We start from the raw sequence: 25334 nt of genomic DNA, 5'->3' as shown, positions 1-25334 counted from the left end.
GACGGTCTGTCGCCCACGCCGGATATATGTCTGGTTCATTTGGTTGTGGCGTGACCGTTACTGGCTGGCAAAAAAGCTTAGTCCTTTGCCGATCGCGCATTCATAACTCACCGGATTGCCGACCTGCTGGTAGCCGGGAACACTCAGCGTCGTCATGCTGAATACTGCACTGCCATTAGAGCGTATCTGGTAGCGAATGAACTGCTCGATGGGCTTGTTATCGCGATCGAGGGTGAAGTGGCTGTCCGAGAACGCGAGGGTGCCGTCGGGAGTGATGCGGTAGGCATCGATGCGTTTGCCGCCTTTGGTTTTGGACGGCTCGGCACCCGCGACCGAAGACTTGCATTGCCCAAGATCAATCGCCACAGCGACCGACTCTCCGGTGTTCAACGCCTGGACGATAGCGGGGTAGCTGACCAGCGCGTCGCCAGCGTGAGCAGCACCGGGCAGTGCAAGGGCAAGTAATGCGGCAGCGTAATAATGTTTCATGGCAACTCCAGTAAGTCAGTCTGAAGGTTGAAAAGACCGTCATCTCGTGGTTATCGAGCGTCGCGAAACCTACCATAAGGTTTCCTTGAAGTGGGCCCTGAATAGCAGTGGCACTGCTCTGATTCGACGTTCTTCATTCTTTTTCTCGATCAGCCGATAGAAATGACGGTGCTAATTTATTCGTCAGCCACGGGAAGGGGATTGAACATGCTGAGACAGCTGAAAATAGCCGCGCGGACCTCCGCCTGCTTTGCGTTGATGGTGGTGCTGGTGTTCGGGCTTGGTATTTTTAGCATTCAGCAATTGCACGGTATTCGTGAGCAATCGCTTGAAATCGAAAACGACGCGCTTCCAGGGATTGCGCTGGGTGACGATATTGCCCTGGCGGTCGAGAAAACCCGCACCACCGTGGCCAAAATGCTTGCCACGCATGATCTTGCGCAGGTAGCTCAGGCTCACAACGAGTTCCTTGAAAGGAAGGCCGGTTTCCAAAAGGCCGTAGAGGCCTACGACCCGCTGATCACCGATGATGAAGAGCGCGCGCTCGTAGAGGGTCTGAAGAGCACTTATCAGGGCTACATCGAGCGTGCCGAAAAGGTCTATACGCTGATCAACGAGAATCAGGCAGAGGCCGGAAGGTCGCTCGTCTGGGGCGAGATGAAGGCCATGGCGGAAAGTATCGAAGCCGCCCTTGGCAAGCTGGAAAAGATCAATGATGACTCCGAAGCCGAATCCAGCGCTGCAGCGACGTCGGTGTATGAAAACGCCCTGATAGTCACTCAGGGGGTTATGTTTCTGATGGTGTTGCTGACCGTATTGCTCGCCTGGCGCCTGACCAAAAGTCTGGCAGTGCCGATCAGTCAGGCGCTGCACAGCTCGGAAACCATTGCTGCGGGCGACCTGCGTCCCAGCGCAATCAACCGTGAGGGCACTGATGAAGCGGCCCTTTTGCTGCAATCAATGGAGCGCATGCGCGGCAATCTGAGCCAGACCCTGACCCAGGTCGGCGATGCCGCTCACCAATTGGCCTCGGCCACAGAGCAAATGAGTGTGCTGATGGTCAACAGCAACGCTGATCTTGTGGTGCAGAACAGCGAGATAGAAATGGCCGCCACCGCCGTTACCGAGATGAGCCAGGCGGTCGACGAAGTAGCGCGAAATGCGGTGGCCACCTCGGAAGAATCCAAAGCCTCTTCGGTGTCGGCCCGCGAAGGTCAGGAAGAGCTCAATCAAACCGTTCAGTCGATCCTTGAACTGACCCGCAATGTCGGCACCGCGTCGGTCGAGGCGCAGGCGCTGGCAACCCGCACGCTGGATATCACCAAGGTCCTGGATGTTATTCGCGCAGTCTCCGAGCAAACCAACCTGCTGGCCCTCAATGCCGCCATCGAGGCGGCACGGGCTGGCGATGCCGGGCGGGGTTTTGCCGTAGTTGCGGACGAAGTTCGCGCGCTGGCTCATCGCACCAGCGAGTCGACCCGTGAGATCGAGACCATGATCGGGCACATCCAGCAGGGCACCAAGAGCACGCTGGTGGCGCTTGAAGTCAGTACCGAGCAGGCCCAACGTACCAAACAGCAGGCCGAGTCGGCCAACGCCGTGCTGGCCAGTATCGCCAGTTCGGTCATGGTCATCGATGAGCGAAATACGGTGATCGCCAGCGCTTCTGAGGAGCAGGCGCTGGTCGCGCGCGAAGTGGATCGCAACCTGGTACGAATCCGTGACTTGTCGGCGCAGTCGGCAGTGCGCACCGGCCAGACCGGCAGTGCCAGTCAGTCTCTGGCCGAACTGGCGAGTGATCTGACTACTACCCTTAGGCAGTTCAAGCTTAGCTAAGCAGTCAGGCATGACCTTGCTGTTGCCCGGACAACAGCGAATCGACAATGTGTTCGCCGCCTTGGGTCTGAAGCGTCGGCTATCAGCCTAGACGCAATTCGGCGCAATAGCCTGCAAGCCAGGCTCTGCGCCGTTGCCAGCGTAACCGCAGGGCTTTGGGCATGACCTGTGCACTGCTGATCAGGATTGTTTTCCTGAGCCAGCGGAGCCACCCGAATGCCTGATGCCGTCCCGATTTATAAGCCAACCCGCCTGCGTGCAATAGGGCGCGCCCTGGCGCTGACCGTGTTGGCCACCAGCCTTGTCGCGACGGCATATGCCGATGAAAGCGATGTACCTTCGCTGGCGGGCAAGCGCATCGCGATCAGCATGACCGGTACCAGTCACTACTTCGATATCAAGACGTTTCAGGCGCAGGTGGATGAGGTCAAGCGCCTGGGCGGCACGCCTATAACGCTCGATGCAGGTCGCAACGACAAGAACCTGGTCAATCAACTGCAGACCGTGGTTACGCAAAAACCCGACGCGGTGATTCAGACCCTGGGCACACTCAGCGTTATCGACCCCTGGCTCAAGCGCATCAGCAAGGCGGGGATTCCACTATTCACCATCGATGCACCTTCGCAATACAGCCTCAACAACACCACCTCGGACAATATTGCCACCGGCAAGGCACTGGCCGGGCAACTGATCAAAGACGCGGGTGGCAAGGGCAACGTGCTGGTATTCAACGGCTTTTATGGTGTGCCGGTGTGTGCCATTCGTTACGACCAGCTCAAGTTGGCGATCAAGGATCATCCGGAACTGAAAATCATCGAGCCGGAGTTGCGTGACGTCATTCCCAACACGGTTCAAGACGCTTACTCGCAAGTCTCGGCACTGCTTAACAAGTATCCCAAAGGCAGTGTTTCGGCGATCTGGGCGGCCTGGGACATTCCCCAGCTGGGTGCCAGCAAGGCACTGATCGACGCCGGAAGAGCTGAAATCAAGACCTATGGCGTCGACGGCACCCCGGAAGTGCTTGAGCTGGTGCGCCGTGAGAACTCGCCGATTGGTGCGGTGGTTGCGCAGCAGCCGGCCCTGATCGGCAAGACCGCGGTGCAGAACGTCGCTCGCTACCTGGCCGGGCAACGCGACCTGCCCAAAGATACTCAGGTGCCGACCTTGCTGACCACGGCCGCCAACCTGCCGCAAGTGCAGGAACTCAGGGGTGATAACTGACGCAGGAGATCGACCATGAGAGCAGCGATTGCAGACGTTACGAGGGCAACGGCGGCCTTGCACTTGCAGGGCATCAGTAAGCGCTTTGGTGCCACTCAGGCACTGGATGGGGTCAACCTGCGGGTCGAGGCCGGAACGATTCATGGGCTGGTTGGCGAAAACGGCGCAGGCAAGTCAACCCTGATCAAGGTCCTCGCCGGTATCCATCGCGCCGATGCGGGCAGCTTGAGCATTCATGGCCAGCAGTTCGACAGCTTTACTCCGCGCCAGATTGAAGCCGCGGGCGTGCATTTCATTCATCAGGAGCGCTTGCTGCCGGGCAGCTTCAGCGTCGGCGAGGCGTTGTTTTTCGGGCAGGAAATCAAACGCGGTCTGTTCATGCATAGGAATTTCAAAATGCCTATGCATGAACCTGACGCTGTGAAGGAGGCGTCATGCCTTCATAGCGATGCGTAGGAAGACGCTGATGCGTTACTTATGCAGTGAAAATCCCTATAAATCCGCATTAACACAGTTTATTTTACCGCTGAGCCTAGGTGCGGACGCACCTTCCCCCTGTCAGGGCTTCACGTACCTCATCTGCGCGATTGCCTGAGCGTTGAGGACCAGTCCCTGCACCGTCAGCCCGCTGATTGCCGCCGTGTAGACCATCCGCGCGCCACACAGCACGCAGCGGAACGGATCGACGTTTAGAAAGGCTTTGGCCATCTGCACAAAATACAGCTTCGGTGTCGGTCCTGGCGTCGCCATCTTCAATGCTTCATAGACCTTCGGCAGGTATTTCCCACACACCCGATTGGCCAGAAAACCAAAATACCGGATCATCCGGAAATGCTTTTCCGGGATGTGCTGCACCACCCGGCGCAGCATGTCGGCCTGGCTCAGCGTTTCCTGCTGATAGGTCTGCGTGCGGTGATCCAGGTAGGTAAAGCTCAACGTGGCCCCGCAGGTGTAATGGGCCAATCGGCTGCCCGAGATGGGCGGTTTTTTCAGGTAGCGGCCCAGGTAATTGACGGTCTTTCGGCCGTTTTTCGTCTTCTTCGACAAGTGGATGTGCCAGTGCTGGCCACCAGCGGTCAGTATCAGACGGCGCCAGTCGCTTTCACAGTGGATGTGGGCCAGCTGCGGCGGCATCGTCAATTGCGAAAGCGGCTGTCCCAGCAGGTAATCGCGCACCAGCCACATCCAGCGCCGCCGCAGGGCCTCTTTGTGGAACGACAGATTTTTCCAGACGCCCTGCTCATCCAGGCCGCCCGCGGTCACCGACAGGTGGACGTGGGGATGCCAGTTGAGCCGCCGGCCATAGGTGTGCAGCGCACCGAAAATCCCGACGCGCAAACCGCGCCGCTTGGCGGTGTAGATCAGGTTATCGGCCGCCAGACGAAACAGCGCATCGAGCAGCCAGCGGTTGTAGAAGAACAGGGACCACAGCGTGTCGGGCAGCGTGAACACCAGATGCTGCCAGGGGCAGTCGGGCAGACGGTTGTTTTGCACGGCGATCCACTGGTCGGTGGCCTTTTTGCCGCAGGAAGGACAGGCCCGGCAATGGCAGGTGTTGCACAGGTATTTGACGTGTGGGCAATGCTCATTGCCACAGGTGTAGTGTTTGACGCCCAGTATCGAGGTGCCGCAGGCGAGCATTTTGCTGATCGACTCCACTTCGATTTGGCGCAGACCGCCGGCTTCCAGCAAATCTGCCCAGCAGCCGTTGGCCGTGAAGAGGTTTTTGAGCGGTCGAGGTTTGTAAGCAGGCGGTGCAGAGGCCACGTCAGCAGGATGGCTCCTCATCGTGGTGAATGACGGCGGTGATGGCGAATCCGCCTGGCCCTTCTCTCATCGAAACGCTTACGCAAGAAGCGTCGGGAAACCTGTCGTTCAGATACGCTGTCTGGCAGCAACTACAAAGATCGACATCACCCAAAGGATCGACATCGAAGAAAAATTCGGTATCGGGAACGAAGGTGGTATGCCCGGCGCGTTGGAGACGGGTCTGCTTTGCCTTGGCTTTTGCCCGGCTTGCCCGTTTACGTTTTTTTGTCTCTGACGCCATGTGTAAGCCTGTGCTGAGGAGGGATCGACTCGATTTCGGCTATGATAACCGATTTCAAAATCCCACAATTTGCAGCCGCAGGCTGCCCAGTTCTTCTGCGCATCCAGCAAGGCGATTCGAAACACTGCACCAGTCAGATCGGAAGTGGGTGGTGTTGCCAGCCCGGGAATGGCGAAGTCCTGTGCGGGCTCCGGGCGCATCACCTCAAACCAGCGATCCTTGTTGTCACGCATGAACTCCCAACTGCCTTCGCGAGCATAGGCCACGGCCAGCCGCGGCAGGACCGGCGACATACGCTGCATGGCCTGCTCGTTGAGATAACCCAGAAAGCCACGGGCAAAACTCCAGTTCGCAGTCAGACCCATGATCAGGATCACTGACAGCACGCTGGCCAGTACCGCGACAAATAATTTGGTGGAGATGCTCGATTTCATGAAGGCTCGGGTTTTCCCTGAAGACGGCGTCCATTTAGGCCTTCGTGACCGCAAGTTTCAAGTCGGCGCAGCAATCTTCAATTTTCCTGCACATTTGCCTCGCACTCTGACATCAGGCTTTCGCCACAACGTCCTGAGGCAAACATGTCGAGCAAGATTTTCGCCAAATACCTGATAACCGTGACCTTTGTCATCTACGCAGCCCTTATCAGTCTTCTGAGCGGTTGTTCGGCGGATGATCCGCCGCCCGCTGCGCCAAAACCAAGCGTGTCGGTCATCACTGTCCAGCCGCGCAGCCAGGCGCTGACCACCGAACTGGCGGGGCGCACTCAAGCGTTCATGGTCGCCGAGATACGGCCGCAGGTCAGTGGCATCGTTCAGCAGCGGCTGTTCGTCGAGGGGGCAGACGTCAAGGCCGGCCAGCCTTTGTATCAGCTCGACAGTGCGACCTACCAGGCTGCGCTGGCGGAGTCACAGGCCACGCTCGCCAAGTCCCGTGCCACGCTCAAATCGTCGCAGGCGACCGCCAGGCGAGATATTGGACTGGCAAAGATAGATGCCATCAGCCAGCAGGATAAAGAAGACGCCGAGGCCAGTCTGTTGACCGCTGCGGCGGAGGTAAAAGTGGCGGAGGCCGATGTGCAGACCGCGCGTATCAACCTGGCTTACACACGTATTACCGCGCCCATCAGTGGCCGTATCGAGACCTCGACCGTCACCCCCGGTGCATTGGTGGTGGCCCAGCAGGACACCGCGCTGACCACGGTTCAGCAACTGGACCCGATTTACGTCGATGTCACGCAGTCCACCACCGAGTTGCTGCGTCTCAAGCGCGACCTGGCCAGCGGAAAGCTGCAAACCAACGGCGATGGGCAAGCCCGAATCACCCTCAAGCTGGATGACGGCAGCACCTATAACCACGACGGCCGCCTGCAATTCAGTGGCGTCAGCGTCAATGAAGGCACCGGCACCGTGACGCTGCGTGCCAGCTTTGCCAACCCCGAGCGGCTGTTGCTGCCGGGCATGTACGTGGTAGCGGTGCTGGAGCAGGCGCAGGATCACAACGCGATCCTGATTCCGCAAAAGGCCGTCAGCCGCAGTGCCAGCGGCCAGACCACCGTGTTACTGGTGGTCGACGGCAAGATCGAGCAGCGGGTGATCAGTGTCGACCGCACAGTGGGCAACCAGTGGTGGGTGAGCAGCGGGCTCAAGGCCAATGAGCAGGTGGTGGTCGAGGGCGGGCAGAAAACGCCGGTGGGCACCGAAGTCAGTGTTCAGAACGCCGACAGCCCGAACTCGCCATCGCCGAGCGGCACTGTCGCTGCCGCTGACGTGAAGGAGCGCTGAACATGGCTCGTTTCTTCATTGATCGTCCCATCTTCGCCTGGGTCATTGCCATTTGCATCATGTTCGCCGGCGGGTTGTCCATCAGCCAGCTGCCGCTTGAGCAATACCCCAATATCGCGCCACCGACGGTAAAGATCTCCGCCACCTACACTGGCGCATCGGCCAAGACCGTCGAAGACTCGGTTACCCAGGTCATCGAGCAGCAGATGAAGGGGCTGGACCGGCTGACTTATATGTCCGCCTCCAGCAGCTCTGCGGGCAGTGCGAGCATCAACCTGACCTTCGCCGCAGGCACCGACCCTGATGTGGCGCAGATGCAGGTGCAGAACAAGCTGCAGCAGGCTGAATCGCGCCTGCCGCAAAGCGTGCAGAGTGAAGGTTTGACGGTGACCAAGGGCAGTTCCGATTTTCTGATGCTGGTTGCCCTGGCATCCGATAACGAAAGTGTCACTGGTACGCAGATAGGTGATTACATTTCCAGCACGCTGCTCGACCAACTCAGCCGTGTGGATGGCGTCGGCGACGTGCAGACCCTGGGTTCGGGTTACGCCATGCGTATCTGGCTGGACCCGGCCAGGCTGGAAAAGTACGCACTGATGCCCTCCGACATCAGCTCGGCGCTGGAGGCGCAGAACACCGAAGTCTCGGCAGGCCAGTTGGGCGCCTTGCCTGCGGTGACCGGCCAGCAACTGAACGCGACCATCAGCGCCCGCAGCAAGCTGCAGACGCCTGAGCAATTCGAAAACGTGGTCGTCAAATCTTCCAGCGACGGTGCTGTTGTGCTCCTGCGCGATGTGGCGCGGGTGGAACTGGGCAGCGAGAGCTACGACATCAATTCGGCGCTCAATGGCAGGCCTGCGGCGGCAATGGGCATTCAACTGGCGTCAGGCGCAAACGCGCTGAGCGTTGGCGAAGCGATCAAGGCCAAACTCAAGGAACTGGAACCGTTCTACCCTACGCAGATGCAACTGAAGACGGTTATTGCCTATGACACGACACCGTTCGTGAGCCTGTCGATCAAAGAGGTGGTGAAGTCGCTGGGTGAGGCGATCGTACTGGTGGTGCTGATCATGTTTCTGTTCATGCAGAACCTGCGCGCCACGCTGATTCCGGCGATTACTGTGCCGGTGGTGCTGCTGGGCACGTTCGGCGTGCTGGCGCTGTTTGGTTATTCGATCAATACCCTGACCATGTTTGCCATGGTCCTGGCCATCGGCCTGCTGGTCGACGATGCGATTGTGGTGGTGGAAAACGTCGAGCGGGTCATGAGCGAAGAGCAACTGAGCCCGCTGGAGGCGACCCGCAAATCGATGGATGAAATTACCAGTGCGCTGATCGGCATCGCGCTGGTGCTGAGCGCCGTATTCATACCGATGGCTTTTTTCAGCGGCTCCACCGGGATCATCTACCGGCAGTTCTCGGTAACCATTGTTTCGGCAATGCTGCTTTCGGTACTGGTGGCGATGACCCTGACACCGGCGTTGTGCGCGACGATGCTCAAAGCCTCGGACGCTCAGTTGCATGCACAACGGGGCGGCTTTTTCGGCTGGTTCAACCGTTCCTTCGACCGCAGCGCCGACCGTTACCAGCGAGGCGTAAGCGGTGTGATCAACCATCGCGGGCGGGCTCTGCTGGTGTACGTGCTGGTGCTGGTGGCCATGGCGGTGGGTTATGTCAGCCTGCCCACATCGTTTTTGCCGGATGAGGACCAGGGCGCGCTGATGGCGCAGATCCAGCTGCCGGTAGGCGCTACCGACAGCCGTACGCAGGCGGTTATGAGGCAGTTCGAGACCTACATGCTCAAGCAGCCGGAGGTCGAGGCACTGATCAGTATCTCCGGGCTGGGGATGGGCGGTAACAGCCAGAACACTGCCAGGGCGTTCATCAAGCTCAAGGACTGGAGCGAGCGTTCCGGCAAGGGGCAGGGCGCAGCGCAGGTGGCTCAGCGGGCAACGCTGGCGCTGGCAAGCATTGGCGACGCCAGCGTGTTTGTCATGCAACCGCCTGCGGTGCGCGGGCTGGGGCAGAGTTCGGGGTTTGATGTGCAGCTCAAAGACCTTGGCGGCGTGGGGCATGAGGCGCTGGTCGCGGCACGCGAGCAGTTTATCGAGCTGGCGAAGAAGGACCCGAGCTTGCTGGGCGTGCGCAGCAACGGCCTGGACGACACCCCACAGTTAAAAGTGACCATCGATGACCGCAAGGCCGGTGCGCTGAGCCTGTCTACCAGCGACATCAATTCGACCCTGTCCACTGCGCTGAGTGGCAGCTACATCAATGACTTCCTCAACCAGGGCCGGGTGAAGAAAGTCTACGTGCAGGGCGAGGCTGCTTCGCGCATGCAGTCAGCCGATCTGAACCACTGGTTCGTGCGCAACAGCAATGACGAAATGGTCCCGTTCTCATCGTTCGCCAGCAGCAGCTGGAGCTATGGTTCGCCGTTGCTGGAGCGTTACAACGGCAGCTCGTCACTTGAAGTGGTGGGCGATCCTGCGCCAGGTGTCAGCTCGGGTACCGCGATGGATGCGGTTGAGGCCATCATCAAGCAACTTCCCGAAGGCATCGGGTACGAGTGGACCGGGCAGTCCTATCAACTGCGTTTGTCCGGCGCTCAGGCGCCGATGCTCTATGCCATTTCAGTGCTGTTCGTGTTTCTCTGCCTGGCAGCCCTGTACGAGAGCTGGTCGGTGCCGTTCTCGGTCATGCTCGTGGTGCCGCTGGGCGTTGTCGGCGCGGTTCTGGCGACACGGCTCAGCGGTTTGAGCAATGACGTGTACTTTCAGGTCGGGCTGTTGACCACCGTGGGCCTGGCGGCAAAGAACGCGATTCTGATCGTCGAGTTCGCCAAGCATCTTCAGGAGCAGGGGAAAAGCCTGCATGAAGCCACCCTCATTGCTGCCCGGCAACGCCTGCGCCCGATTCTTATGACTTCGCTGGCGTTCATGTTCGGTGTACTGCCGTTGGCCCTCAGCACCGGCGCAGGCTCGGCTGGGCGCAATGCAATCGGCACTGGCGTGCTGGGCGGTATGTTCAGCGCCACCGTGCTGGGTATTTTCCTGGTGCCGCTGTTCTTCGTCGAAGTCCGACGCCGCTTCAGTCGTTCTGCAGGCAATGCTCCGGTTGCCCAATCCACATCTACAGGTGAAGCATGATGCGTCTTTTCTGGCCTTCGCTGGCTGTCACGGCGCTGCTCACAGGCTGCGTCAACCTGGCTCCGGATTATCAACGCCCCGAAGCGCCTGTATCGAACCAATGGCTGCCGGCGACGGCGGGCCAACCTGTTGCGTCAGGCAGCGTGCCCACGGATATCGACTGGCAGAACTTTTTCACCGACAAGCGTTTGGTACGCCTGCAAACCCTGGCGTTGGTGAATAACCGTGATCTGCGCCTGGCCAGCCTGAATGTCGAGAAAGCCCAGGCTCAATACCGTATCGAGCGTGCAGCGAGCCTGCCGACCATTGATGCCAGCGGCAGCGGCACGCATACACGCACATCGTCATCGACCTCGATGACCGGCAAGTCGTCGATCAGCCACGAGTACAGCGCGCAGTTGGGCTTGAGCAGCTATGAGCTGGATGTGTTCGGGCGTATCCAGAACCTTCAGGACGAAGCGCTCGAGGATTACCTGGCCTTGACCGAAACCCGGCGCAGCACGCAGATCAGCCTGATTGCCGAAGTCGCGACCGGCTGGCTCACCCTGGCTGCCGACAACCAGCTTTTGAAACTGGCTGAAGACACGTTGGCCAGCCAGCAGAAAAGCTACGACCTGACCAGAAACAGTCATGCGCTGGGCGGCTCTTCCGGCCTGGAAGTGGCTCAGGCGCAAACCACGGTAGAGTCTGCAAGGGGCGATGTGGCGCAATATAAAAGCCAGATTCTTCAGGACCGCAACGCCCTGCGCCTGCTGGTGGGCAGCGATCTGCCGGAGGAGCTTCTGCCCACTGCCGACGTGCCATCCGTGGCGCAACTGGTGCAGGTGCCGGACGAATTGCCCTCCAGCCTGCTGCAACGTCGTCCGGATGTGCTGAGCGCCGAACACAGCCTCAAAGCAGCGAACATCGACATTGGCGCAGCGCGTGCCGCGTTCTTCCCCAGCATCACCCTCACCGCCAATGCAGGCTCTGCCAGTACCAGCCTGTCAGGTCTGTTCAAGTCCGGAACCGGCGCGTGGAGCTTTGCGCCAAGTATCAGCGTGCCGATTTTCGACGGCGGCGCCAATCGGGCCACGCTTGACTCGGCCAAGGTGGAAAACCAGATTCAGATCCAGACCTATCAGCAGACGATTCAGACTGCGTTCAAAGAAGTGGCCGATGCACTGGCGGTGCGCAGCACGCTGGACGAGCGGGTGGCTGCACAACAGGCCTATACCGATGCCAGTCGCAAGAGCTACGAACTTGCCGATGCCCTGTATCGCGGCGGGTCGCAGAGTTATCTGGAGGCACTTGAGTCCCAGCGCTCGCTGTACAGTGCCGAGCAGGAGCTGATTTCCCTTCGCCTTACCGAGCAGAGCAACCGGGTAACGCTCTACAAGGTCATGGGCGGCGGATGGAATCCGCGGTGACTTTTTCTACTAGCCTTTGAATAATTGCCTCGCTTAAACGTTTTACCCTTACCTGCAGTGCGGTCATTTAGATGCTCGCACTGTGGTTTTGATCCTTCATGAACAGGAGTTCTCATGAAACCCTCCCAGCCGAAGTACGTCCGCGCTCTGTCGCTGCTGGTCACTTCACTTATCATTCAGACGCCAGCCCAGGCTCGTACGCCGTCCTCTGCAACTGCCGACAACATTTCCCGGCTTGCGGTGGTCAACCCGGTCAGCGCGTGCTCTGCGCTGACCGGCGTGGACCTCAACGATATCGGCGGGCAGGGCAGTCGTGTGCTATCGGCCAGTGAATCAATGCGCAACGATGTAGCAGTGTGTGCCGTGGAAGGCCGATTGGCACCGCAGATAAACTTCAGGCTTGAACTGCCTACCGGCACTTGGGCACAACGCTACCTGCAAGTCGGCTGCGGTGGGCTGTGTGGCAACATCAACTCGACCGTACGCGCCGCTGATGGCTGTAAGCCGCTTGATACCGGTGCATTTGCAGTAGCCTCCACCGACATGGGGCATCAGGCGGCAGATAACCATTTTGGCGACGACCCGCAAAAACGCGCCGATTTCGCTCACCGTGGCGTGCACCTCACCGCGCTGGCGTCGAAAAAGGTGATCACTGCGTTTTATGGTCGCAAAGCCGAATACGCCTACTTCAGTGGCTGCTCGGACGGCGGCCGGGAGGCCCTGATCGAGGCCCAGCGTTACCCGGACGATTTCGACGGCATCATCGCCGGGGCTCCTGCGCTCAACTTTCAGGTACAGAAAACGCTGTACCACGGCTGGATGGCCCGCTCCAACCGAGGGGCAGACGGCAAGCCGATTCTCCTCGCTTCCCGACTGCCACTGCTGCACAAGGCCGTACTCGCCCAATGCGATGTGCTGGACGGGCAAATCGATGGCCTTGTATCCGACCCACGCATCTGCCACTTCGACCCCGCCGTACTGCAATGCAAGACAGCAGCCGACACTGCCAATTGCCTGAGCGCAGAAGAAGTGGCTGCTGTCAGACGTTTTTACGAGGGGCCGAAAGACCCTGTCAGTGGCGAACATTTGACGTTGGGCGGTCCGCAGCCTGGCTCGGAACTGGCTTGGGCGGGCGTATTCGTACCGGTCAGCGCCGATCAGCCCGTCTACAGCGAAACGGCTGCACTGGAGGCCATTCGCAATGTGGTGTTCGAGAAGAACCCGAGCGCGGATTTCGATCTGAACGCATTGAACTTCGACAAGAAAACCTTTGATCAATTGCGTCCGCTGCATGCGCTGTACGATGCCACCAACCCGGACCTGTCGCCATTCGCCAGCCGCGGCGGCAAGCTGATTCTCTGGCACGGCTGGGCCGACCCGAACATCTCGCCGCTCAACACCCTGGCGTACCACGAGGCGGTCGAAGCACAGATGGGCAAGACACGCACCGAGGCGTTCTCACGGCTATATATGTTGCCCGGTGTTTATCACTGCGGCGGCGGGGAAGGGCCAAGCCTGGTTGATCTGCTGACGCCGATCATGGCCTGGGTTGAAAAAAGCCAGGCACCGGATGCGATTGTCGCCCGACAGGCAGGCCCCGAGAAGGCTGGCAACCGGCAGAGACCGCTGCCAAAAGCCCTGCCAGCATCGATGGTCAAGGAAAACGTCGGTAATCGCGGGCGTACCCGCAAGGTCTTCCCGTACCCGTTCATGGCCGAGTACGACCACAAAGGCTATTCGAAAAACGCGAACAGCTACCAGCGCGCCCAGCCATTGACCACGGAAAAAACACCGCACTGGATGGGGGCAGGCTTCTTCAAACCGTATGCGCCTCTGGAGCGTCAGGTTGATTAGCTATTACACCTGCGCGCAGTGAGCGAATTATTTTCTCCTCGTTCTTGACATGACATGCGAACCAGTACAGAATTGCGTCCATTCCTGAGCGAGGAATTGAAAAAAACCCTTTAGATTCAATGGGTTGGAAGCCAAAGAAATACCGGTTTCCCGCGAAATGAAAATACGTTTGATGTTTAAGTGAAGCATCTTTCGTTTGAGGCCGAGTAGCAAAATGGTTATGCAGCGGATTGCAAATCCGCCTACGCCGGTTCGATTCCGACCTCGGCCTCCACTATTCAAAGCCCCGCAGATTAACGTCTGCGGGGTTTTTTATTGGGCGCGGGAAAGTGATGGGGTTTGAAAACCGAGCTCAGCCGCTATTTAAAGCGGCTTGCGTTGATATAGCCGTATTGGTTTTGCTGATAAATCGTGTAAGGCAGGAGCAATGTATCTACGACGCCTGATAAGCCCATGTCCAGTAAAACCCACTCGGGAGCATTGGTCTTCTGATAAGCGCTACTCTGTTTGGGCTCTGCGTTCAGTTCACAGAAATCGAGCATAACTCCGCTGTAAACGCGCGGAATGGAGGAGCAATTTGATTTCCAGTCAGTGAGCTTTTCACCTGCGACGGAATCGGGCCTGAACGTTGTGTTGATTGTTCCGCATCCCGTCAAAGCAAGCGTGAGCAATAGCAGGCACTGAATTTTCAGATGATGCACACATGACTCTTTTTGCGTTACGAAACCTGGCTTCATGACTACGTTCCTTGTGTTTTCAATGCAATTGGGACGGCAGAGCGAGCGCGCGAGGCACATGCCCGTCGGTGTTGCATGATCGCCGTGGGTGTTCAATGGATGGTTGTTTCGCCGGGAATTGATCTGTCACATGCAGCACGATTATTGCTTGCCATGCCCAACCAGCCTGTCAGGCATAACCGAGGTAAACCCGATGAGCAAACCCCTTGTCCGATGGCCGATCAGCCTGCGCAGAACGGCGGTCATCGTCGTAGACATGCAAAAAGTCTTTTGTGAGCCTACCGGGGCGTTGTACGTAAAAAGTACAGCGGATATCGTCCAGCCGATCCAGACGCTGCTGCAGGCCGCGCGGGCTGCTCAGGTGACGGTGGTTTATCTGCGCCATATCGTGCGCGGCGATGGTTCGGACACCGGGCGCATGCGCGATTTGTACCCGAATGTGGACCAGATACTGGCACGGCATGATCCGGACGTTGAGGTTATCGAAGCGCTCGCGCCCCAGTCGGATGATGTGATTGTCGACAAGCTGTTCTACAGCGGCTTTCATAACACTGATCTGGACACGGTGCTGCGCGCGCGGGATGTCGATACGATCATCGTCTGCGGTACGGTCACCAACGTGTGTTGTGAAACCACGATCAGGGACGGCGTGCACCGGGAATACAAGGTTATCGCCCTGAGTGACGCCAATGCTGCAATGGACTACCCGGATGTCGGTTTTGGTGCAGTTTCAGCCGCAGACGTTCAGCGTATATCGCTGACAACTATTGCCTATGAGTTCGGAGAGGTCACCACGACCGCCGAGGTCATCCGGCGTATTGAAAGTGCGTATCCGCACGGGAGATAAATGTGCGCAGTTCTGGGCCGTTTTTCATCTGTGCGCATTCAAACCATGCGTTCCGTTTCAGACCGTTTGATCTGGCTTGAACGGTCGATACGGCTAACTGTTTGTATGAATTGTGAATTCTTGCAGTGGCATGCTTTCTGCTCTCGTCTCGCTGACCTTCACCCTTGCCGGTGAAACTTTCCCGCACCGTGTCAGCGAGAGGAAGCAGCCGTATGACTCTGCACTATGTGCCCATTATCAACCTGGCCCCTTATTTTTCAGGAGAACCGGACGGCAAGGCAGCCGTGGCGCAGGCAGTCAATCAAGCGTGTAAGGACATTGGGTTTCTGGTAATCACCGAGCACCAGATTCCCAAAGAACTTATTGATAAGGTCTCCGGTTTGACCCGCCAGTTCTTTGATTTGCCGCTGGCGGAAAAACGCAAGGTTGATCGTCCCAGCCCGGAGATGGTGCGTGGGTACAGCGCGATAGCCGAGGAGAGCCTTTCATATTCTCTGGAAGAAAGTGCGCCGGGAGATCTGAAGGAATCCTTCTCCATCGGGCCAAGCAACGTGCCGAATGAAGATTATTACCACAACGCCGAAGCAGGTTCGCATTTCGCGCCGAATGTCTGGCCTGCTGAAGCGTTGTTGCCTGGGTTCAAAGAGGCGTATCAAGCTTATTTCGAGGCGATGAGTGAACTGGCGCAATCGTTGATGCGCCTGTTTGCCTTGGCATTGGAACTGGACGAGTGCTTTTTTGATGACAGAATCGACCGGCATATCAGTATGTTCCGCAGCCTGAGTTACCCGGATATCAAGACCGAAGTCGAAGCCGGCCAGTTGCGCGCCAGTGCGCATACCGACTACGGCAGCCTGACCATCGTGCGCCCTGATAATGCACTGGGCGGCTTGATGCATAGGAATTTCAAAATGCCTATGCATGAACCTGACGCTGTGAAGGAGGCGTCATGCCTTCATAGCGATGCGTAGGAAGACGCTGATGCGTTACTTATGCAGTGAAAATCCCTATAAATCCGCATTAACACAGTTTATTTTACCGCTGAGCCTAGGTGCGGACGCACCTTCCCCCTGTCAGGGCTTCACGTACCTCATCTGCGCGATCGCCTGAGCGTTGAGGACCAGTCCCTGCACCGTCAGCCCGCTGATCGCTGCCGTGTATACCATCCGCGCGCCACACAGCACGCAGCGGAACGGATCGACGTTTAGAAAGGCTTTGGCCATCGGCGCAAAATACAGCTTTGGTACCGGTCCTGGCGTCGCCATCTTCAGTGCTTCATACACCTTCGGCAGGTATTTCCCACACACCCGATTGGCCAGAAAACCAAAATACCGGATCATCCGGAAATGCTTTTCCGGGATGTGCTGGACCACCCGGCGCAGCATGTCGGCCTGGCTCAGCGTTTCCTGCTGATAGGTCTGCGTGCGGTGATCCAGGTAGGTAAAGCTCAACGTGGCCCCGCAGGTGTAATGCGCCAGACGACTGCCCGAGATCGGCGGTTTTTTCAGGTAGCGGCCCAGGTAATTGACGGTCTTTCGGCCGTTTTCCGTCTTCTTCGACAAGTGGATGTGCCAGTGCTGGCCACCAGCGGTCAGTATCAAACGGCGCCAGTCGCTTTCACAGTGGATGTGGGCCAGCTGCGGCGGCATCGTCAGTTGCGAAAGCGGCTGTCCCAGCAGGTAATCGCGCACCAGCCACATCCAGCGCCGCCGCAGGGCCTCTTTGTGGAACGACAGATTTTTCCAGACGCCCTGCTCATCCAGGCCGCCCGCGGTCACCGACAGGTGGACGTGGGGATGCCAGTTGAGCCGCCGGCCATAGGTGTGCAGCGCACCGAAAATCCCGACGCGCAAACCGCGCCGCTTGGCGGTGTAGATCAGGTTATCGGCCGCCAGACGAAACAGCGCATCGAGCAGCCAGCGGTTGTAGAAGAACAGGGACCACAGCGTGTCGGGCAGCGTGAACACCAGATGCTGCCAGGGGCAGTCGGGCAGACGGTTGTTTTGCACGGCGATCCACTGGTCGGTGGCCTTTTTGCCGCAGGAAGGACAGGCCCGGCAATGGCAGGTGTTGCACAGGTATTTGACGTGTGGGCAATGCTCATTGCCACAGGTGTAGTGTTTGACGCCCAGTATCGAGGTGCCGCAGGCGAGCATTTTGCTGATCGACTCCACTTCGATTTGGCGCAGACCGCCGGCTTCCAGCAAATCTGCCCAGCAGCCGTTGGCCGTGAAGAGGTTTTTGAGCGGTCGAGGTTTGTAAGCAGGCGGTGCAGAGGCCACGTCAGCAGGATGGCTCCTCATCGTGGTGAATGACGGCGGTGATGGCGAATCCGCCTGGCCCTTCTCTCATCGAAACGCTTACGCAAGAAGCGTCGGGAAACCTGTCGTTCAGATACGCTGTCTGGCAGCAACTACAAAGATCGACATCACCCAAAGGATCGACATCGAAGGAAAAGTCGGTATCGGGAACGAAGGTGGTATGCCCGGCGCGTTGGAGACGGGTCTGCTTTGCCTTGGCTTTTGCCCGGCTTGCCCGTTTACGTTTTTTTGTCTCTGACGCCATGTGTAAGCCTGTGCTGAGGAGGGATCGACTCAATTTTGGCTATGATAACCGATTTCAAAATCCCACAATTTGCAGCCGCAGGCTGCCCAGTTCTTCCATCAACCCAACTATGACACCTTGATCGAGTGCCTGCCCGGTTGCCTGCCGCCTGGCACCACGCCACGGCACGCGCCGGTGACTTCGGGCGATCACTTGCTGGCCAAGTTCGTCAAACAGACGACCTTCGGCGGCAGCAAGGTAGCCTGATATGAGCACACTTTCATACGTCAACGTGTTCGCGCAGGACATCATCGGTTTAAGCGGTTTTTACTCGAAGCTGTTCGGCTTCAGTGAAATAGAGGCCATCAGGTCGCCTATTTTTCGTGGGCTGGATACAGGCAAATCCTGCATCGGTTTCAATGCACTCGATGCCTACGAATTGTTGGGGCTGGATGAGTTTACTGGTAGCACCGGTTGCCGGTTTCTCCTCAACATTGATGTCGATGAGCAATCCGAGGTGGACAGGTTGGTGCCTCAAGCAGTGGCGCTGGGTGCGCGATTGATCAAGGCGCCGTATCTGACGTATTACCATTGGTATCAGGCGGTTTTGCTGGACCCCGAGGGGAATATATTTCGGATTAACTTCATGCTTTAAGTGCTGCGGGCACGTACAACAAAGGTGGCGGGTTGGGCAGTTCACCAGCCCTCACGTTTCAGGTTTTCACAGAAAAATCTACTGGCTGTACTGCTAGCTATCCGGCCCATGGAAGCAGGTCTTCAATTGTGCAACAGGCAAGGCATGCCTGATTCAACAATTGAGGATATGGAAATGAGTGAATCTGATAGTAAGCAACCCAGGCACGGTAGGGTAACCAATCCTGAATCCCGTGGTTCTTATGCCATAAAAAAAGGCCTATTGCTGGAATGGGAAGTGGTCGCTATGGAAGGTGGCAAAAACTTTCCCGACCTGGAACCTGGTCTTGCACACGACTTCCCTGGTGTCGATGAACCTAAGTTTGATCCTGCTTCGGCTGCTAAACCACCAGCAGACGGATTTATACTGAGTGGCGGGCAAACTGATAACCGGAGATTCGTAAATCTTACTGATAACGGTATTGTTGAAGAAATAAAAAAACAAAACCCGGGTCAGCAAGATGAGGCGTGGCCTCGCTTGAGCGTCAAGCGCGGAGAAGAGTTTAAGGTGACATGGTTCTATGCTGCTAAACATTTGACACGTGGTTACCGTTGGTTTATTACCAAAGACGGATGGGATGAAACTACACCCATCACCCGAGAAGACTTCAAGGGGAAGAACTATGTCGCTGATAAGCATTTCAAAATCGATTCTCAAGATGGGCTGATGTGGAGTGATATTTCTGATCTGGCTCCTGCCGATCAATATCATACTGAGCTTCAGCCGAAAGATATTACATCAGCAACGCTGCCGAGTGATAAGTCCGGGCACCATGTCATTCTTCTTGCCTGGATCATCGCCGAAACCGATAAAGCTTTTTATCAGGCGTTTGATGTCGAATTTGATGCGTCCGAGTCTGAAGAGTGAGGTGACGGAAGTGAAGGGTAAGGGTGCAAGTGTCCAGCGAGACGTCGCCCTCGCTTATTCTGCAAAGTCTGCGCAGATAAGGAATGGGTGATCAGAAGGCCCGGCCTCAGCGCCGGGCTTTTTTGCATCTGCATTGACTGATCAAAAATCACTTTTCCTGAATGTTTCAGTGTCTGCCTGGTCGTTCATGATCGTCAGCTTCCCATTCGAGACGCGGTAGGTTGTCATCGCATCCCCTTGGGAATATTGCTGACGCCAGCGACCCCATTCGCCGGTATCACTCAGGAATGTTCTCCAAGTGACTCGCTCACCCTCCAGTTTGCAGCGATACCTGAAACTGTCGCCATCGTCCCGTCGATAGGCTATCTCAGGTGGATTTTGCTGAACCGTTTTCATGGTTTTGGTTTTACGACCCATTTCAGCTGTATCCGCGCCACAAACCCCGCCTAGCAAAAATGAGGATTGGGTTTAGCGAGGTATCTCTGACGAGCGGTTCCACGGCAACGAGGCTTCGTAATCTCCTACCGATGTAGCATGCGGCAACCGCTCCACCCTGTTTACGTCTGATTATCGGATCAAGAAGTACATCAAGGACTTCACCCCGGAATCCTTCCTTGACCGAATTGGCGCCTATCGTATTGTTACCTATCAGCGCAAAAAACTTGGCGACTTTTTCAAAGGTGGCGATACGGTATTCCAAGGTTTGATCGCGCATGAGGCGCCGGCAGTTAACCCTCTTGCCGTATCCAGGGAGAAAGACGGTGCGGACGAGAATGGCAATCCACGTATTCAACAGCTCTACCCGATGGCACTGATCACCTATCTCATGGGGGCCGTAAAAGAATTGCGGGCTGAAGTAGCGAGCCTGCGAGAGGCTTATTCGCAGGGCAGCTAATAAATAGATTCTACCTAGCTTACTGAGCGCTTTGCAGTTCAACTAATGGAGTTGAGGTGTCTACAGAACCCACCCATCTTAGTGGAAGTACCTTGTTTTCCCAATTCAATGATTTTCCGATGCTGTGAGTTCTAACGAACTGTAATCTATCAACTCCTATGGTTTGTGCCAGTTTCTCCGCGTACTCGATTTCCTGTTCGGAGTCATTGTGCTCAAATAAAATGTATTTCCAAATAACATTTTGGAGGGGGTTTAAAGATTTAGCGTCTTTAGTGAATTTTAAAGCCTTTTCAAAGCTTTCTCCTATTCTGTACTTTTCGTAACTTGACTGATGCGCGCCATCTATTGAAACTATGATCTCATCTATAAATTCTCCGTGGACTTTTTCTGCGAAATCATGGTTTCCATTTGTTATCAAGCGCTGTTTGGCGGATGGATATGCCTCTCTTGTTGTCCGTACTATGCCTTTGAAATTGGGGTGATCCAATGGTTCGCCTTGTCCGCAATATTCAATATTATGTACAGCGTAGCCCTCGGAAGTAAGACCATCGACTAGGTTTTTTAGGCGGCTCATGTCAAGGGTGTGGGGGCCTGGCCGAAGACGTATTTGCTTGCTTCTAGAGCAGCCGGGGCAACCTAACCCGCAGGCTAAGGTCGTTTCTATTTGAAAGTAAGAAATAACCTTGGCTCGAAGATGATTGTCTACAGGGTCTGTTGGGCGATTAAGTGCGCAGTGATTACAAATTGCGTCCCCATGGCATGCCCCCTGATACAAATGCCATCTTCGATGGCTTGATACTTTTCATTGGAGAATATCTCCGATGGAGAGAACTTCGCGTTCTTTTGCACCCAGCCCAAATTCATTTGTTCACCGAAATCGTCATCGCATGGTATTTCGCCATTAGCTCTGAGGTATAGTGAACGCAATATTCTGCACGGCATATCTAGCTCCTCGTGGTCGCCAGTCTTTCGGTCGGCGAAACACTAATACTAGTTTAGTGCTCCGAAAATGCAACAAAATCCTATTTCATTCGTTTTCTGGGAGGCTAAAACCGCTCATCAATCCTAGGCACCATTTAACTATTCTTAAGGATGCTCCGATCAACTTGCCGCGCAGCGGTGGCAAGCCGTAATTTGCCAGGCACATAGCGCTATTTTTCTGAAAACGGTCTGATGCAGTGTGAGTCGAGCGCGTTTTTCGCTCGGTTTTCCGTGTTAAGCGCGCAACTCACCCAAACCCATTAGTCGCTTTCGAGCCATCCACAGGTTCGACAGGGCGAACAGCGTGGTCAGTTGGGCCGTGTTTTTCATCAGCCCACGAAAGCGTACTTTCACGTAACCAAACTGGCGCTTGATGACCCGAAACGGATGCTCGACCTTGGCGCGTGTCTGCGCTTTGCAGTACTCGATCTTGCGCTTGGCTTTGTACAACAGGCTGCGTTTGTTCAGCTTGGAATACGTGCTGCGCCGCGCCGCGATTTGCCAGATCACGTTACGATTTTCGTGCTCTTCACGCTTCTCGACACCGGTGTAGCCAGCGTCCGCATAGACCGCGTTTTCTTCCCCGTGGAGCAGTTCGGCGACTTGAGTGACATCGGCCACATTGGCCGCAGTGCCATGGACGTGATGAACCAGTCCAGACTCAACGTCAGCGCCGATGTGGGCCTTCATACCGAAGAAATACTGGTTACCCTTCTTTGTCTGATGCATCTCGGGATCACGCTCGCCGTCTTTGTTCTTGGTCGAGCTTGGGGCATGAATAATGGTGGCATCGACGATGGTGCCCTGGCGCAGCGACAGGCCTTTTTCCTGCAAATAACCGTTGATGACCGCGAGGATTGCAGGAGCCAGTTGATGTTTCTCCAGCAGGTGCCGGAAGTTCATGATCGTGGTGTCTTCCGGTATCGGCGCACTCAACGTCAGGCGTGCAAACTGGCGCATGGGGGTGATTTCGTAGAGCGCTTCTTCCATGGCCGGATCACTCAGGGAGAACCAGTTCTGCAGCAGGTGAATGCGCAGCATGGTTTCCAGCGGATAAGGTTTTCTGCCACCGCCGGCCTTGGGGTAGAACGGTTCGATCAGGCCCAGCAGACCTGTCCAGGGGACGACCTGATCCATCTCGGCGAGGAAGCGTTCGCGGCGTGTCTGCTTGCGCTTGCTGGCATATTCGAAATCGGAAAAGCTCATCTGGCTCATGGGAGGCTCGGATCAGGTGGTCAGGCGATTTTCGCATAACCGGGACTTGTTCGGAGATTCCCTAAAGGGATGTTCTCCAAATGACTCGCTCACTCTCCAGTTTGCAGCGATACCTGAAACGGTCGCCATCGTCCCGTCGATAGGCTATCTCAGGTGGATTTTGCTGAACCGTCTTCATGGTTCTGGTTTTACGACCCATTTCAACTGAAAGGGCAGCCTTGCATATTTCCGAGGGCGAGAAGTCAGCGCCTTGGGCTCTGGCAACATGAAAAGGCTTAAACTGACTCACGCTTTTTATGTGGAGTTTCAAGTGTGAACAGGCTTTTAGAACGATTGCTTGCCCTTGTTTTGTTTGTGCCTCTGATGTTTGCAGGTGCGTGGCTTGGGTTTGAGATACCTGGAATAGATCACGGCACACGGACAGTATTTTTCGTCGGCTGGATGATCGCTATGGCATTTGTTGTCGATCGAATCTGCACAAGAGTATTCAGGGAAAAGTAGGCAGTAGATCCGGGATCTGTACGACCGCGCCTGGCAACTGAGTAGGGGGCTGGAGATGATGCTTTCAAACCTGAACATTTCCAAGAGGAAGAGCATGAGTCCAGCGTGTGCCTCGCATTTGTAACGTCGTCATCAGTGGGGGGGCGGCGGCCCGGGTTGCATGCTTGCGATCGTGCCGGCGAACAGAGACACGGCGCGAAACGCAATTGCCGACCTAGAGCCACGAGATCTCAAAATCTTCAAGCAGAAGCTGAAGAGCGGGGCGGACTTCATAAGAGATGCTCAAACCGGATTCAACGCCGTCATTCGTGAGAGGTACATGAATCTGCCGTGCATCTGCTGTGAGCCATATCGGCATCGTCTCCATGCTGAATGAACAACTGAATCGGAACGCCTGATTCGTAAAGAGGCCGCTGCTCGCGCTTACCAGTCTGGTGGGCTGGTGAGGATGCTTGTTAAGAAGCCGAGTGTTCAGTAGGTCAGGTTTGCTTTTGGTAGGGACTCATCTTTACCGCTAAAAGAGCTCGTTCCTTCGTAAGAGGCTTCAGCGCCGCCTGGAAGTCTGCCATGCGCTAACCCCATATGCTTTCTGATCCGCTGTTAATACTGGCACCGGTCAATCATTCAAGCTCGAAGGAGTGACATTGCTCAGGGCAATTACGTCGGGGGGTGAAAAAACGTTGAGGACCCTACTTTGCAGTAACTGTGGATGTGTCAACCACTGTCAGGCGTTGGACCCTAAGCCGGGTGCTGATAGCTGGGCCTATTTGGACTGGGCCGGGCGAGGTGTATTGAACCGCCCCGGGTTTCTCGGAGACTCCAACCTTTGAGAGGATGGAGCGATGAAAAAACTACCGAAGTATTCCCCAGAGGTCCGTGAGCGGGCCATCAGGATGGTTTTCGAACACCTTCCTGAGTACGAGTCGCAGTGGGCCACCATCAGTGCCATTGCCCCCAAGATCGGCTGCACGCCCGAGACATTACGGCTGTGGGTTCGCCAATCTGAGCGCAACAGCGGCCAGCGTGATGGGCTGAGCACAGTCGAACGTGAGCGAGTCAAGCTCTTGGAGCGTGAGAACCGTCAGTTGCGTCAAGCTAACGAGATCTTGCGTAAGGCCTCAGCCTATTTTGCCCAGGCGGAGCTCGACCGCCCATTCAAACGATGAAGACGTTTATTGATGAAAACCGCCAGTCTTACGGGGTCGAGCCGATTTGCAAGGTGTTGCCAATCGCCCCGTCGACGTACTACCGGTACGCTGCTCAGCAGGCTGACCCCAGCCAGCAGTCAGCGCGTGCGCAGCGTGACCAGGAACTGGGTGAGCACATCCAGCGAGTCTGGGATGAGCACTTCCAGGTATATGGCGTGCGCAAGGTCTGGCGACAATTGCTGCGTGACGGACTGCAAGTCGCCCGCTGTACGGTGCAACGTCTGATGGGAGAGCTGGGCCTGCAAGGCGTGGTACGCGGCAAGCCCGTCAAGACGACGGTCAGCGACCAAGCCAGGCCGTGCCCGCAGGATCATGTCAACCGTCAGTTTGTGGCTGAGTGCCCGAACGCCCTATGGGTATCGGACTTTACCTACGTCAGTACCTGGCAGGGTTTTGTTTACGTGGCCTTCATCATTGATGTCTTTGCCCGATTCATCGTCGGTTGGAAGGTGTCCAGTTCAGCGCGTACCGATTTTGTACTCGATGCACTGGAGCAAGCCCTTTACGCCCGTCGCCCAGTCAAGCAGGGTGGACTCATTCACCACAGTGACCGTGGCGTGCAGTACGTGTCCATTCGCTATACCGAGCGTCTTGTCGAAGCCGGTATTGAGCCATCGGTCGGGAGTGTCGGTGACTCTTACGACAATGCTTTGGCTGAGACCATCAATGGTCTTTACAAGGCTGAAGTGATTCATCGACGCTCTTGGCCCACACGGGGGGCGGTGGAGCTGGAAACCCTGAAATGGGTGGACTGGTTCAATCACCGCCGCCTGCTGGAGCCAATCGGTCATATTCCACCGGTCGAAGCAGAAGCAATCTATTATCAGCAACTCACCGAGTCTGCCCAGGTGGCATGACTCAAACAAAAGGGTCTCCGAGAAACCCGGGGCGGTTCAGTATTGTGGCATGGTCGCTCCTTGCGTAGCGGGAGGGGTGCGACTTGTAACGGCGATGGTTACTCTGTCTATTTGGAATTCAGCACCTTGGATGTGTACCAGTTTTCCCGCAGGCCCCGGCTCACTATCAGTGACTGAACACAGTCATCATAAATACCAC

Annotated in this window: 20 protein-coding genes, 1 tRNA gene, 6 pseudogenes and 1 other annotated feature; of the genes and pseudogenes, 18 read left to right on the top strand and 9 right to left on the bottom strand. The window is 56.5% G+C overall.

Annotated elements, in window-relative coordinates; genetic code table 11:
- Positions 1-57: 57 nt before the first annotated feature.
- Complete coding sequence (locus AC4ANK_RS15255; RefSeq protein WP_002553374.1) at positions 58-489, bottom strand: VirK family protein; 432 nt, start codon at positions 487-489, stop codon at positions 58-60.
- A gap of 162 nt (positions 490-651) precedes the next feature.
- Between AC4ANK_RS15255 and AC4ANK_RS15250 the strand changes: the two are divergent.
- From AC4ANK_RS15250 to AC4ANK_RS15235, 4 genes and pseudogenes are all read left to right on the top strand, one after another.
- A pseudogene (locus AC4ANK_RS15250) lies at positions 652-1173 on the top strand (MCP four helix bundle domain-containing protein); the annotation flags it as partial.
- Positions 1147-2325 carry a methyl-accepting chemotaxis protein gene (locus AC4ANK_RS15245; RefSeq protein WP_371929229.1) on the top strand — a complete coding sequence of 393 codons (1179 nt, stop codon included), beginning with the start codon at positions 1147-1149 and terminating at the stop codon, positions 2323-2325. The pseudogene AC4ANK_RS15250 and the gene AC4ANK_RS15245, both read left to right, overlap by 27 nt.
- 216 nt (positions 2326-2541) lie before the next feature.
- Positions 2542-3546, top strand: a complete 1005-nt coding sequence (locus AC4ANK_RS15240) for a sugar ABC transporter substrate-binding protein (RefSeq protein ID WP_002553376.1) — start codon at positions 2542-2544, stop codon at positions 3544-3546.
- A 15-nt stretch (positions 3547-3561) separates the two neighbouring features.
- Positions 3562-3933 (top strand): annotated as a pseudogene (locus AC4ANK_RS15235) (ATP-binding cassette domain-containing protein); the annotation flags it as partial.
- A gap of 171 nt (positions 3934-4104) precedes the next feature.
- On the opposite strand, the gene AC4ANK_RS15230 reads toward AC4ANK_RS15235, so the two are convergent.
- Both AC4ANK_RS15230 and AC4ANK_RS15225 read right to left on the bottom strand, forming a co-directional pair.
- Positions 4105-5334: an IS91 family transposase gene (locus AC4ANK_RS15230; RefSeq protein WP_460385061.1), complete on the bottom strand. Its 1230-nt coding sequence runs from the start codon at positions 5332-5334 to the stop codon at positions 4105-4107.
- Positions 5335-5685: 351 nt separating this feature from the next.
- Positions 5686-6030: pseudogene (locus AC4ANK_RS15225) on the bottom strand (two-component sensor histidine kinase); the annotation flags it as partial.
- Between the two features lie 144 nt (positions 6031-6174).
- On the opposite strand from AC4ANK_RS15225, the gene AC4ANK_RS15220 reads away from it, so the two are divergent.
- From AC4ANK_RS15220 to AC4ANK_RS15200, 5 genes are all read left to right on the top strand, one after another.
- Positions 6175-7377 (top strand): efflux RND transporter periplasmic adaptor subunit, encoded by a 1203-nt coding sequence (locus tag AC4ANK_RS15220; RefSeq protein WP_002553393.1) that lies wholly within the window; start codon positions 6175-6177, stop codon positions 7375-7377.
- A 2-nt stretch (positions 7378-7379) separates the two neighbouring features.
- On the top strand, positions 7380-10526 hold the full coding sequence (locus tag AC4ANK_RS15215; protein WP_460385063.1) for an efflux RND transporter permease subunit: 3147 nt from the start codon (positions 7380-7382) through the stop codon (positions 10524-10526).
- On the top strand, positions 10526-11935 hold the full coding sequence (locus AC4ANK_RS15210) for an efflux transporter outer membrane subunit (RefSeq protein WP_031597100.1): 1410 nt from the start codon (positions 10526-10528) through the stop codon (positions 11933-11935). The genes AC4ANK_RS15215 and AC4ANK_RS15210 overlap by 1 nt, the downstream gene beginning before the upstream one ends.
- A gap of 114 nt (positions 11936-12049) precedes the next feature.
- Positions 12050-13789, top strand: a complete 1740-nt coding sequence (locus AC4ANK_RS15205) for a tannase/feruloyl esterase family alpha/beta hydrolase (protein WP_002553396.1) — start codon at positions 12050-12052, stop codon at positions 13787-13789.
- Between the two features lie 200 nt (positions 13790-13989).
- Positions 13990-14063, top strand: a tRNA-Cys gene (locus tag AC4ANK_RS15200).
- A gap of 85 nt (positions 14064-14148) precedes the next feature.
- Here AC4ANK_RS15200 and AC4ANK_RS15195 read toward each other — a convergent pair.
- Complete coding sequence (locus tag AC4ANK_RS15195) at positions 14149-14526, bottom strand: YceK/YidQ family lipoprotein (protein WP_031597096.1); 378 nt, start codon at positions 14524-14526, stop codon at positions 14149-14151.
- A 193-nt stretch (positions 14527-14719) separates the two neighbouring features.
- Here AC4ANK_RS15195 and AC4ANK_RS15190 point away from each other — a divergent pair, with 193 nt between their 5' ends.
- Together AC4ANK_RS15190 and AC4ANK_RS15185 are read left to right on the top strand one after the other, a co-directional pair.
- Positions 14720-15373, top strand: a complete 654-nt coding sequence (locus AC4ANK_RS15190) for a cysteine hydrolase family protein (RefSeq protein ID WP_002553398.1) — start codon at positions 14720-14722, stop codon at positions 15371-15373.
- 212 nt (positions 15374-15585) lie between these two features.
- Positions 15586-16278, top strand: a pseudogene (locus AC4ANK_RS15185) (isopenicillin N synthase family dioxygenase); the annotation flags it as partial.
- A 168-nt stretch (positions 16279-16446) separates the two neighbouring features.
- Here the strand turns inward: AC4ANK_RS15185 and AC4ANK_RS15180 are convergent.
- Positions 16447-17676, bottom strand: coding sequence for an IS91 family transposase (locus AC4ANK_RS15180; protein WP_460382827.1), 1230 nt, complete (start codon positions 17674-17676; stop codon positions 16447-16449).
- Positions 17657-17938, bottom strand: coding sequence for a hypothetical protein (locus AC4ANK_RS15175; RefSeq protein WP_460384945.1), 282 nt, complete (start codon positions 17936-17938; stop codon positions 17657-17659). The genes AC4ANK_RS15180 and AC4ANK_RS15175 overlap by 20 nt, the downstream gene beginning before the upstream one ends.
- Before the next feature lie 84 nt (positions 17939-18022).
- Between AC4ANK_RS15175 and AC4ANK_RS15170 the strand changes: the two are divergent.
- The 3 genes and pseudogenes from AC4ANK_RS15170 to AC4ANK_RS15160 form a co-directional block, all read left to right on the top strand.
- Positions 18023-18184, top strand: a pseudogene (locus AC4ANK_RS15170) (2OG-Fe(II) oxygenase family protein); the annotation flags it as partial.
- 1 nt (position 18185) lies between these two features.
- Positions 18186-18572 carry a VOC family protein gene (locus AC4ANK_RS15165; RefSeq protein ID WP_002553400.1) on the top strand — a complete coding sequence of 129 codons (387 nt, stop codon included), beginning with the start codon at positions 18186-18188 and terminating at the stop codon, positions 18570-18572.
- A gap of 144 nt (positions 18573-18716) precedes the next feature.
- Complete coding sequence (locus AC4ANK_RS15160) at positions 18717-19478, top strand: lytic polysaccharide monooxygenase auxiliary activity family 9 protein (RefSeq protein WP_031597092.1); 762 nt, start codon at positions 18717-18719, stop codon at positions 19476-19478.
- A 141-nt stretch (positions 19479-19619) separates the two neighbouring features.
- On the opposite strand, the gene AC4ANK_RS15155 is transcribed toward AC4ANK_RS15160, so the two are convergent.
- Positions 19620-19895, bottom strand: a complete 276-nt coding sequence (locus AC4ANK_RS15155) for a hypothetical protein (RefSeq protein WP_031597089.1) — start codon at positions 19893-19895, stop codon at positions 19620-19622.
- A 133-nt stretch (positions 19896-20028) separates the two neighbouring features.
- On the opposite strand from AC4ANK_RS15155, the pseudogene AC4ANK_RS15150 reads away from it, so the two are divergent.
- Positions 20029-20373, top strand: a pseudogene (locus tag AC4ANK_RS15150) (tail fiber domain-containing protein); the annotation flags it as partial.
- 19 nt (positions 20374-20392) lie between these two features.
- On the opposite strand, the gene AC4ANK_RS15145 reads toward AC4ANK_RS15150, so the two are convergent.
- Positions 20393-21148 (bottom strand): radical SAM protein, encoded by a 756-nt coding sequence (locus tag AC4ANK_RS15145; RefSeq protein ID WP_460385067.1) that lies wholly within the window; start codon positions 21146-21148, stop codon positions 20393-20395.
- Between the two features lie 440 nt (positions 21149-21588).
- Positions 21589-22569, bottom strand: a complete 981-nt coding sequence (locus AC4ANK_RS15140; RefSeq protein WP_044424202.1) for an IS5 family transposase — start codon at positions 22567-22569, stop codon at positions 21589-21591.
- A gap of 312 nt (positions 22570-22881) precedes the next feature.
- Here AC4ANK_RS15140 and AC4ANK_RS15135 point away from each other — a divergent pair, with 312 nt between their 5' ends.
- From AC4ANK_RS15135 to AC4ANK_RS15125, 3 genes are all read left to right on the top strand, one after another.
- Complete coding sequence (locus AC4ANK_RS15135) at positions 22882-23070, top strand: hypothetical protein (RefSeq protein ID WP_080394808.1); 189 nt, start codon at positions 22882-22884, stop codon at positions 23068-23070.
- Positions 23071-23230: 160 nt separating this feature from the next.
- A complete protein-coding gene (locus tag AC4ANK_RS15130) occupies positions 23231-23446 on the top strand; it encodes a recombination protein NinG (protein ID WP_031599121.1) in 216 nt (71 codons plus the stop codon).
- 466 nt (positions 23447-23912) lie between these two features.
- Positions 23913-25135, top strand: a protein-coding gene (locus tag AC4ANK_RS15125; protein WP_095178853.1) for an IS3-like element IS51 family transposase whose coding sequence is annotated in 2 segments (ribosomal slippage) — positions 23913-24198 and positions 24198-25135 — 1224 coding nt in all. Because the reading frame shifts where the segments join, the coding sequence is not laid out codon by codon here.
- Positions 24191-24307 (top strand) — a sequence feature (AL1L pseudoknot). It overlaps the preceding gene by 117 nt.
- Positions 25136-25334 lie beyond the last annotated feature (199 nt).

This window comes from Pseudomonas sp. Pmew2 (assembly GCF_058129885.1).
Note: the sequence above shows the minus strand (reverse complement) of the source record. Positions and strands in the feature narration are given on the sequence as shown.

Bases quoted from the DNA above. Each gene is read 5' to 3' on its own strand.
- AC4ANK_RS15255 (WP_002553374.1), bottom strand. From the start codon at position 489: ATGAAACATTATTACGCTGCCGCATTACTTGCCCTTGCACTGCCCGGT.
- AC4ANK_RS15245 (WP_371929229.1), top strand. From the start codon at position 1,147: ATGAAGGCCATGGCGGAAAGTATCGAAGCCGCCCTTGGCAAGCTGGAA.
- AC4ANK_RS15240 (WP_002553376.1), top strand. From the start codon at position 2,542: ATGCCTGATGCCGTCCCGATTTATAAGCCAACCCGCCTGCGTGCAATA.
- AC4ANK_RS15230 (WP_460385061.1), bottom strand. From the start codon at position 5,334: ATGAGGAGCCATCCTGCTGACGTGGCCTCTGCACCGCCTGCTTACAAA.
- AC4ANK_RS15220 (WP_002553393.1), top strand. From the start codon at position 6,175: ATGTCGAGCAAGATTTTCGCCAAATACCTGATAACCGTGACCTTTGTC.
- AC4ANK_RS15215 (WP_460385063.1), top strand. From the start codon at position 7,380: ATGGCTCGTTTCTTCATTGATCGTCCCATCTTCGCCTGGGTCATTGCC.
- AC4ANK_RS15210 (WP_031597100.1), top strand. From the start codon at position 10,526: ATGCGTCTTTTCTGGCCTTCGCTGGCTGTCACGGCGCTGCTCACAGGC.
- AC4ANK_RS15205 (WP_002553396.1), top strand. From the start codon at position 12,050: ATGAAACCCTCCCAGCCGAAGTACGTCCGCGCTCTGTCGCTGCTGGTC.
- AC4ANK_RS15195 (WP_031597096.1), bottom strand. From the start codon at position 14,526: ATGAAGCCAGGTTTCGTAACGCAAAAAGAGTCATGTGTGCATCATCTG.
- AC4ANK_RS15190 (WP_002553398.1), top strand. From the start codon at position 14,720: ATGAGCAAACCCCTTGTCCGATGGCCGATCAGCCTGCGCAGAACGGCG.
- AC4ANK_RS15180 (WP_460382827.1), bottom strand. From the start codon at position 17,676: ATGAGGAGCCATCCTGCTGACGTGGCCTCTGCACCGCCTGCTTACAAA.
- AC4ANK_RS15175 (WP_460384945.1), bottom strand. From the start codon at position 17,938: ATGGCGTCAGAGACAAAAAAACGTAAACGGGCAAGCCGGGCAAAAGCC.
- AC4ANK_RS15165 (WP_002553400.1), top strand. From the start codon at position 18,186: ATGAGCACACTTTCATACGTCAACGTGTTCGCGCAGGACATCATCGGT.
- AC4ANK_RS15160 (WP_031597092.1), top strand. From the start codon at position 18,717: ATGCCTGATTCAACAATTGAGGATATGGAAATGAGTGAATCTGATAGT.
- AC4ANK_RS15155 (WP_031597089.1), bottom strand. From the start codon at position 19,895: ATGGGTCGTAAAACCAAAACCATGAAAACGGTTCAGCAAAATCCACCT.
- AC4ANK_RS15140 (WP_044424202.1), bottom strand. From the start codon at position 22,569: ATGAGCCAGATGAGCTTTTCCGATTTCGAATATGCCAGCAAGCGCAAG.
- AC4ANK_RS15130 (WP_031599121.1), top strand. From the start codon at position 23,231: ATGCTTGCGATCGTGCCGGCGAACAGAGACACGGCGCGAAACGCAATT.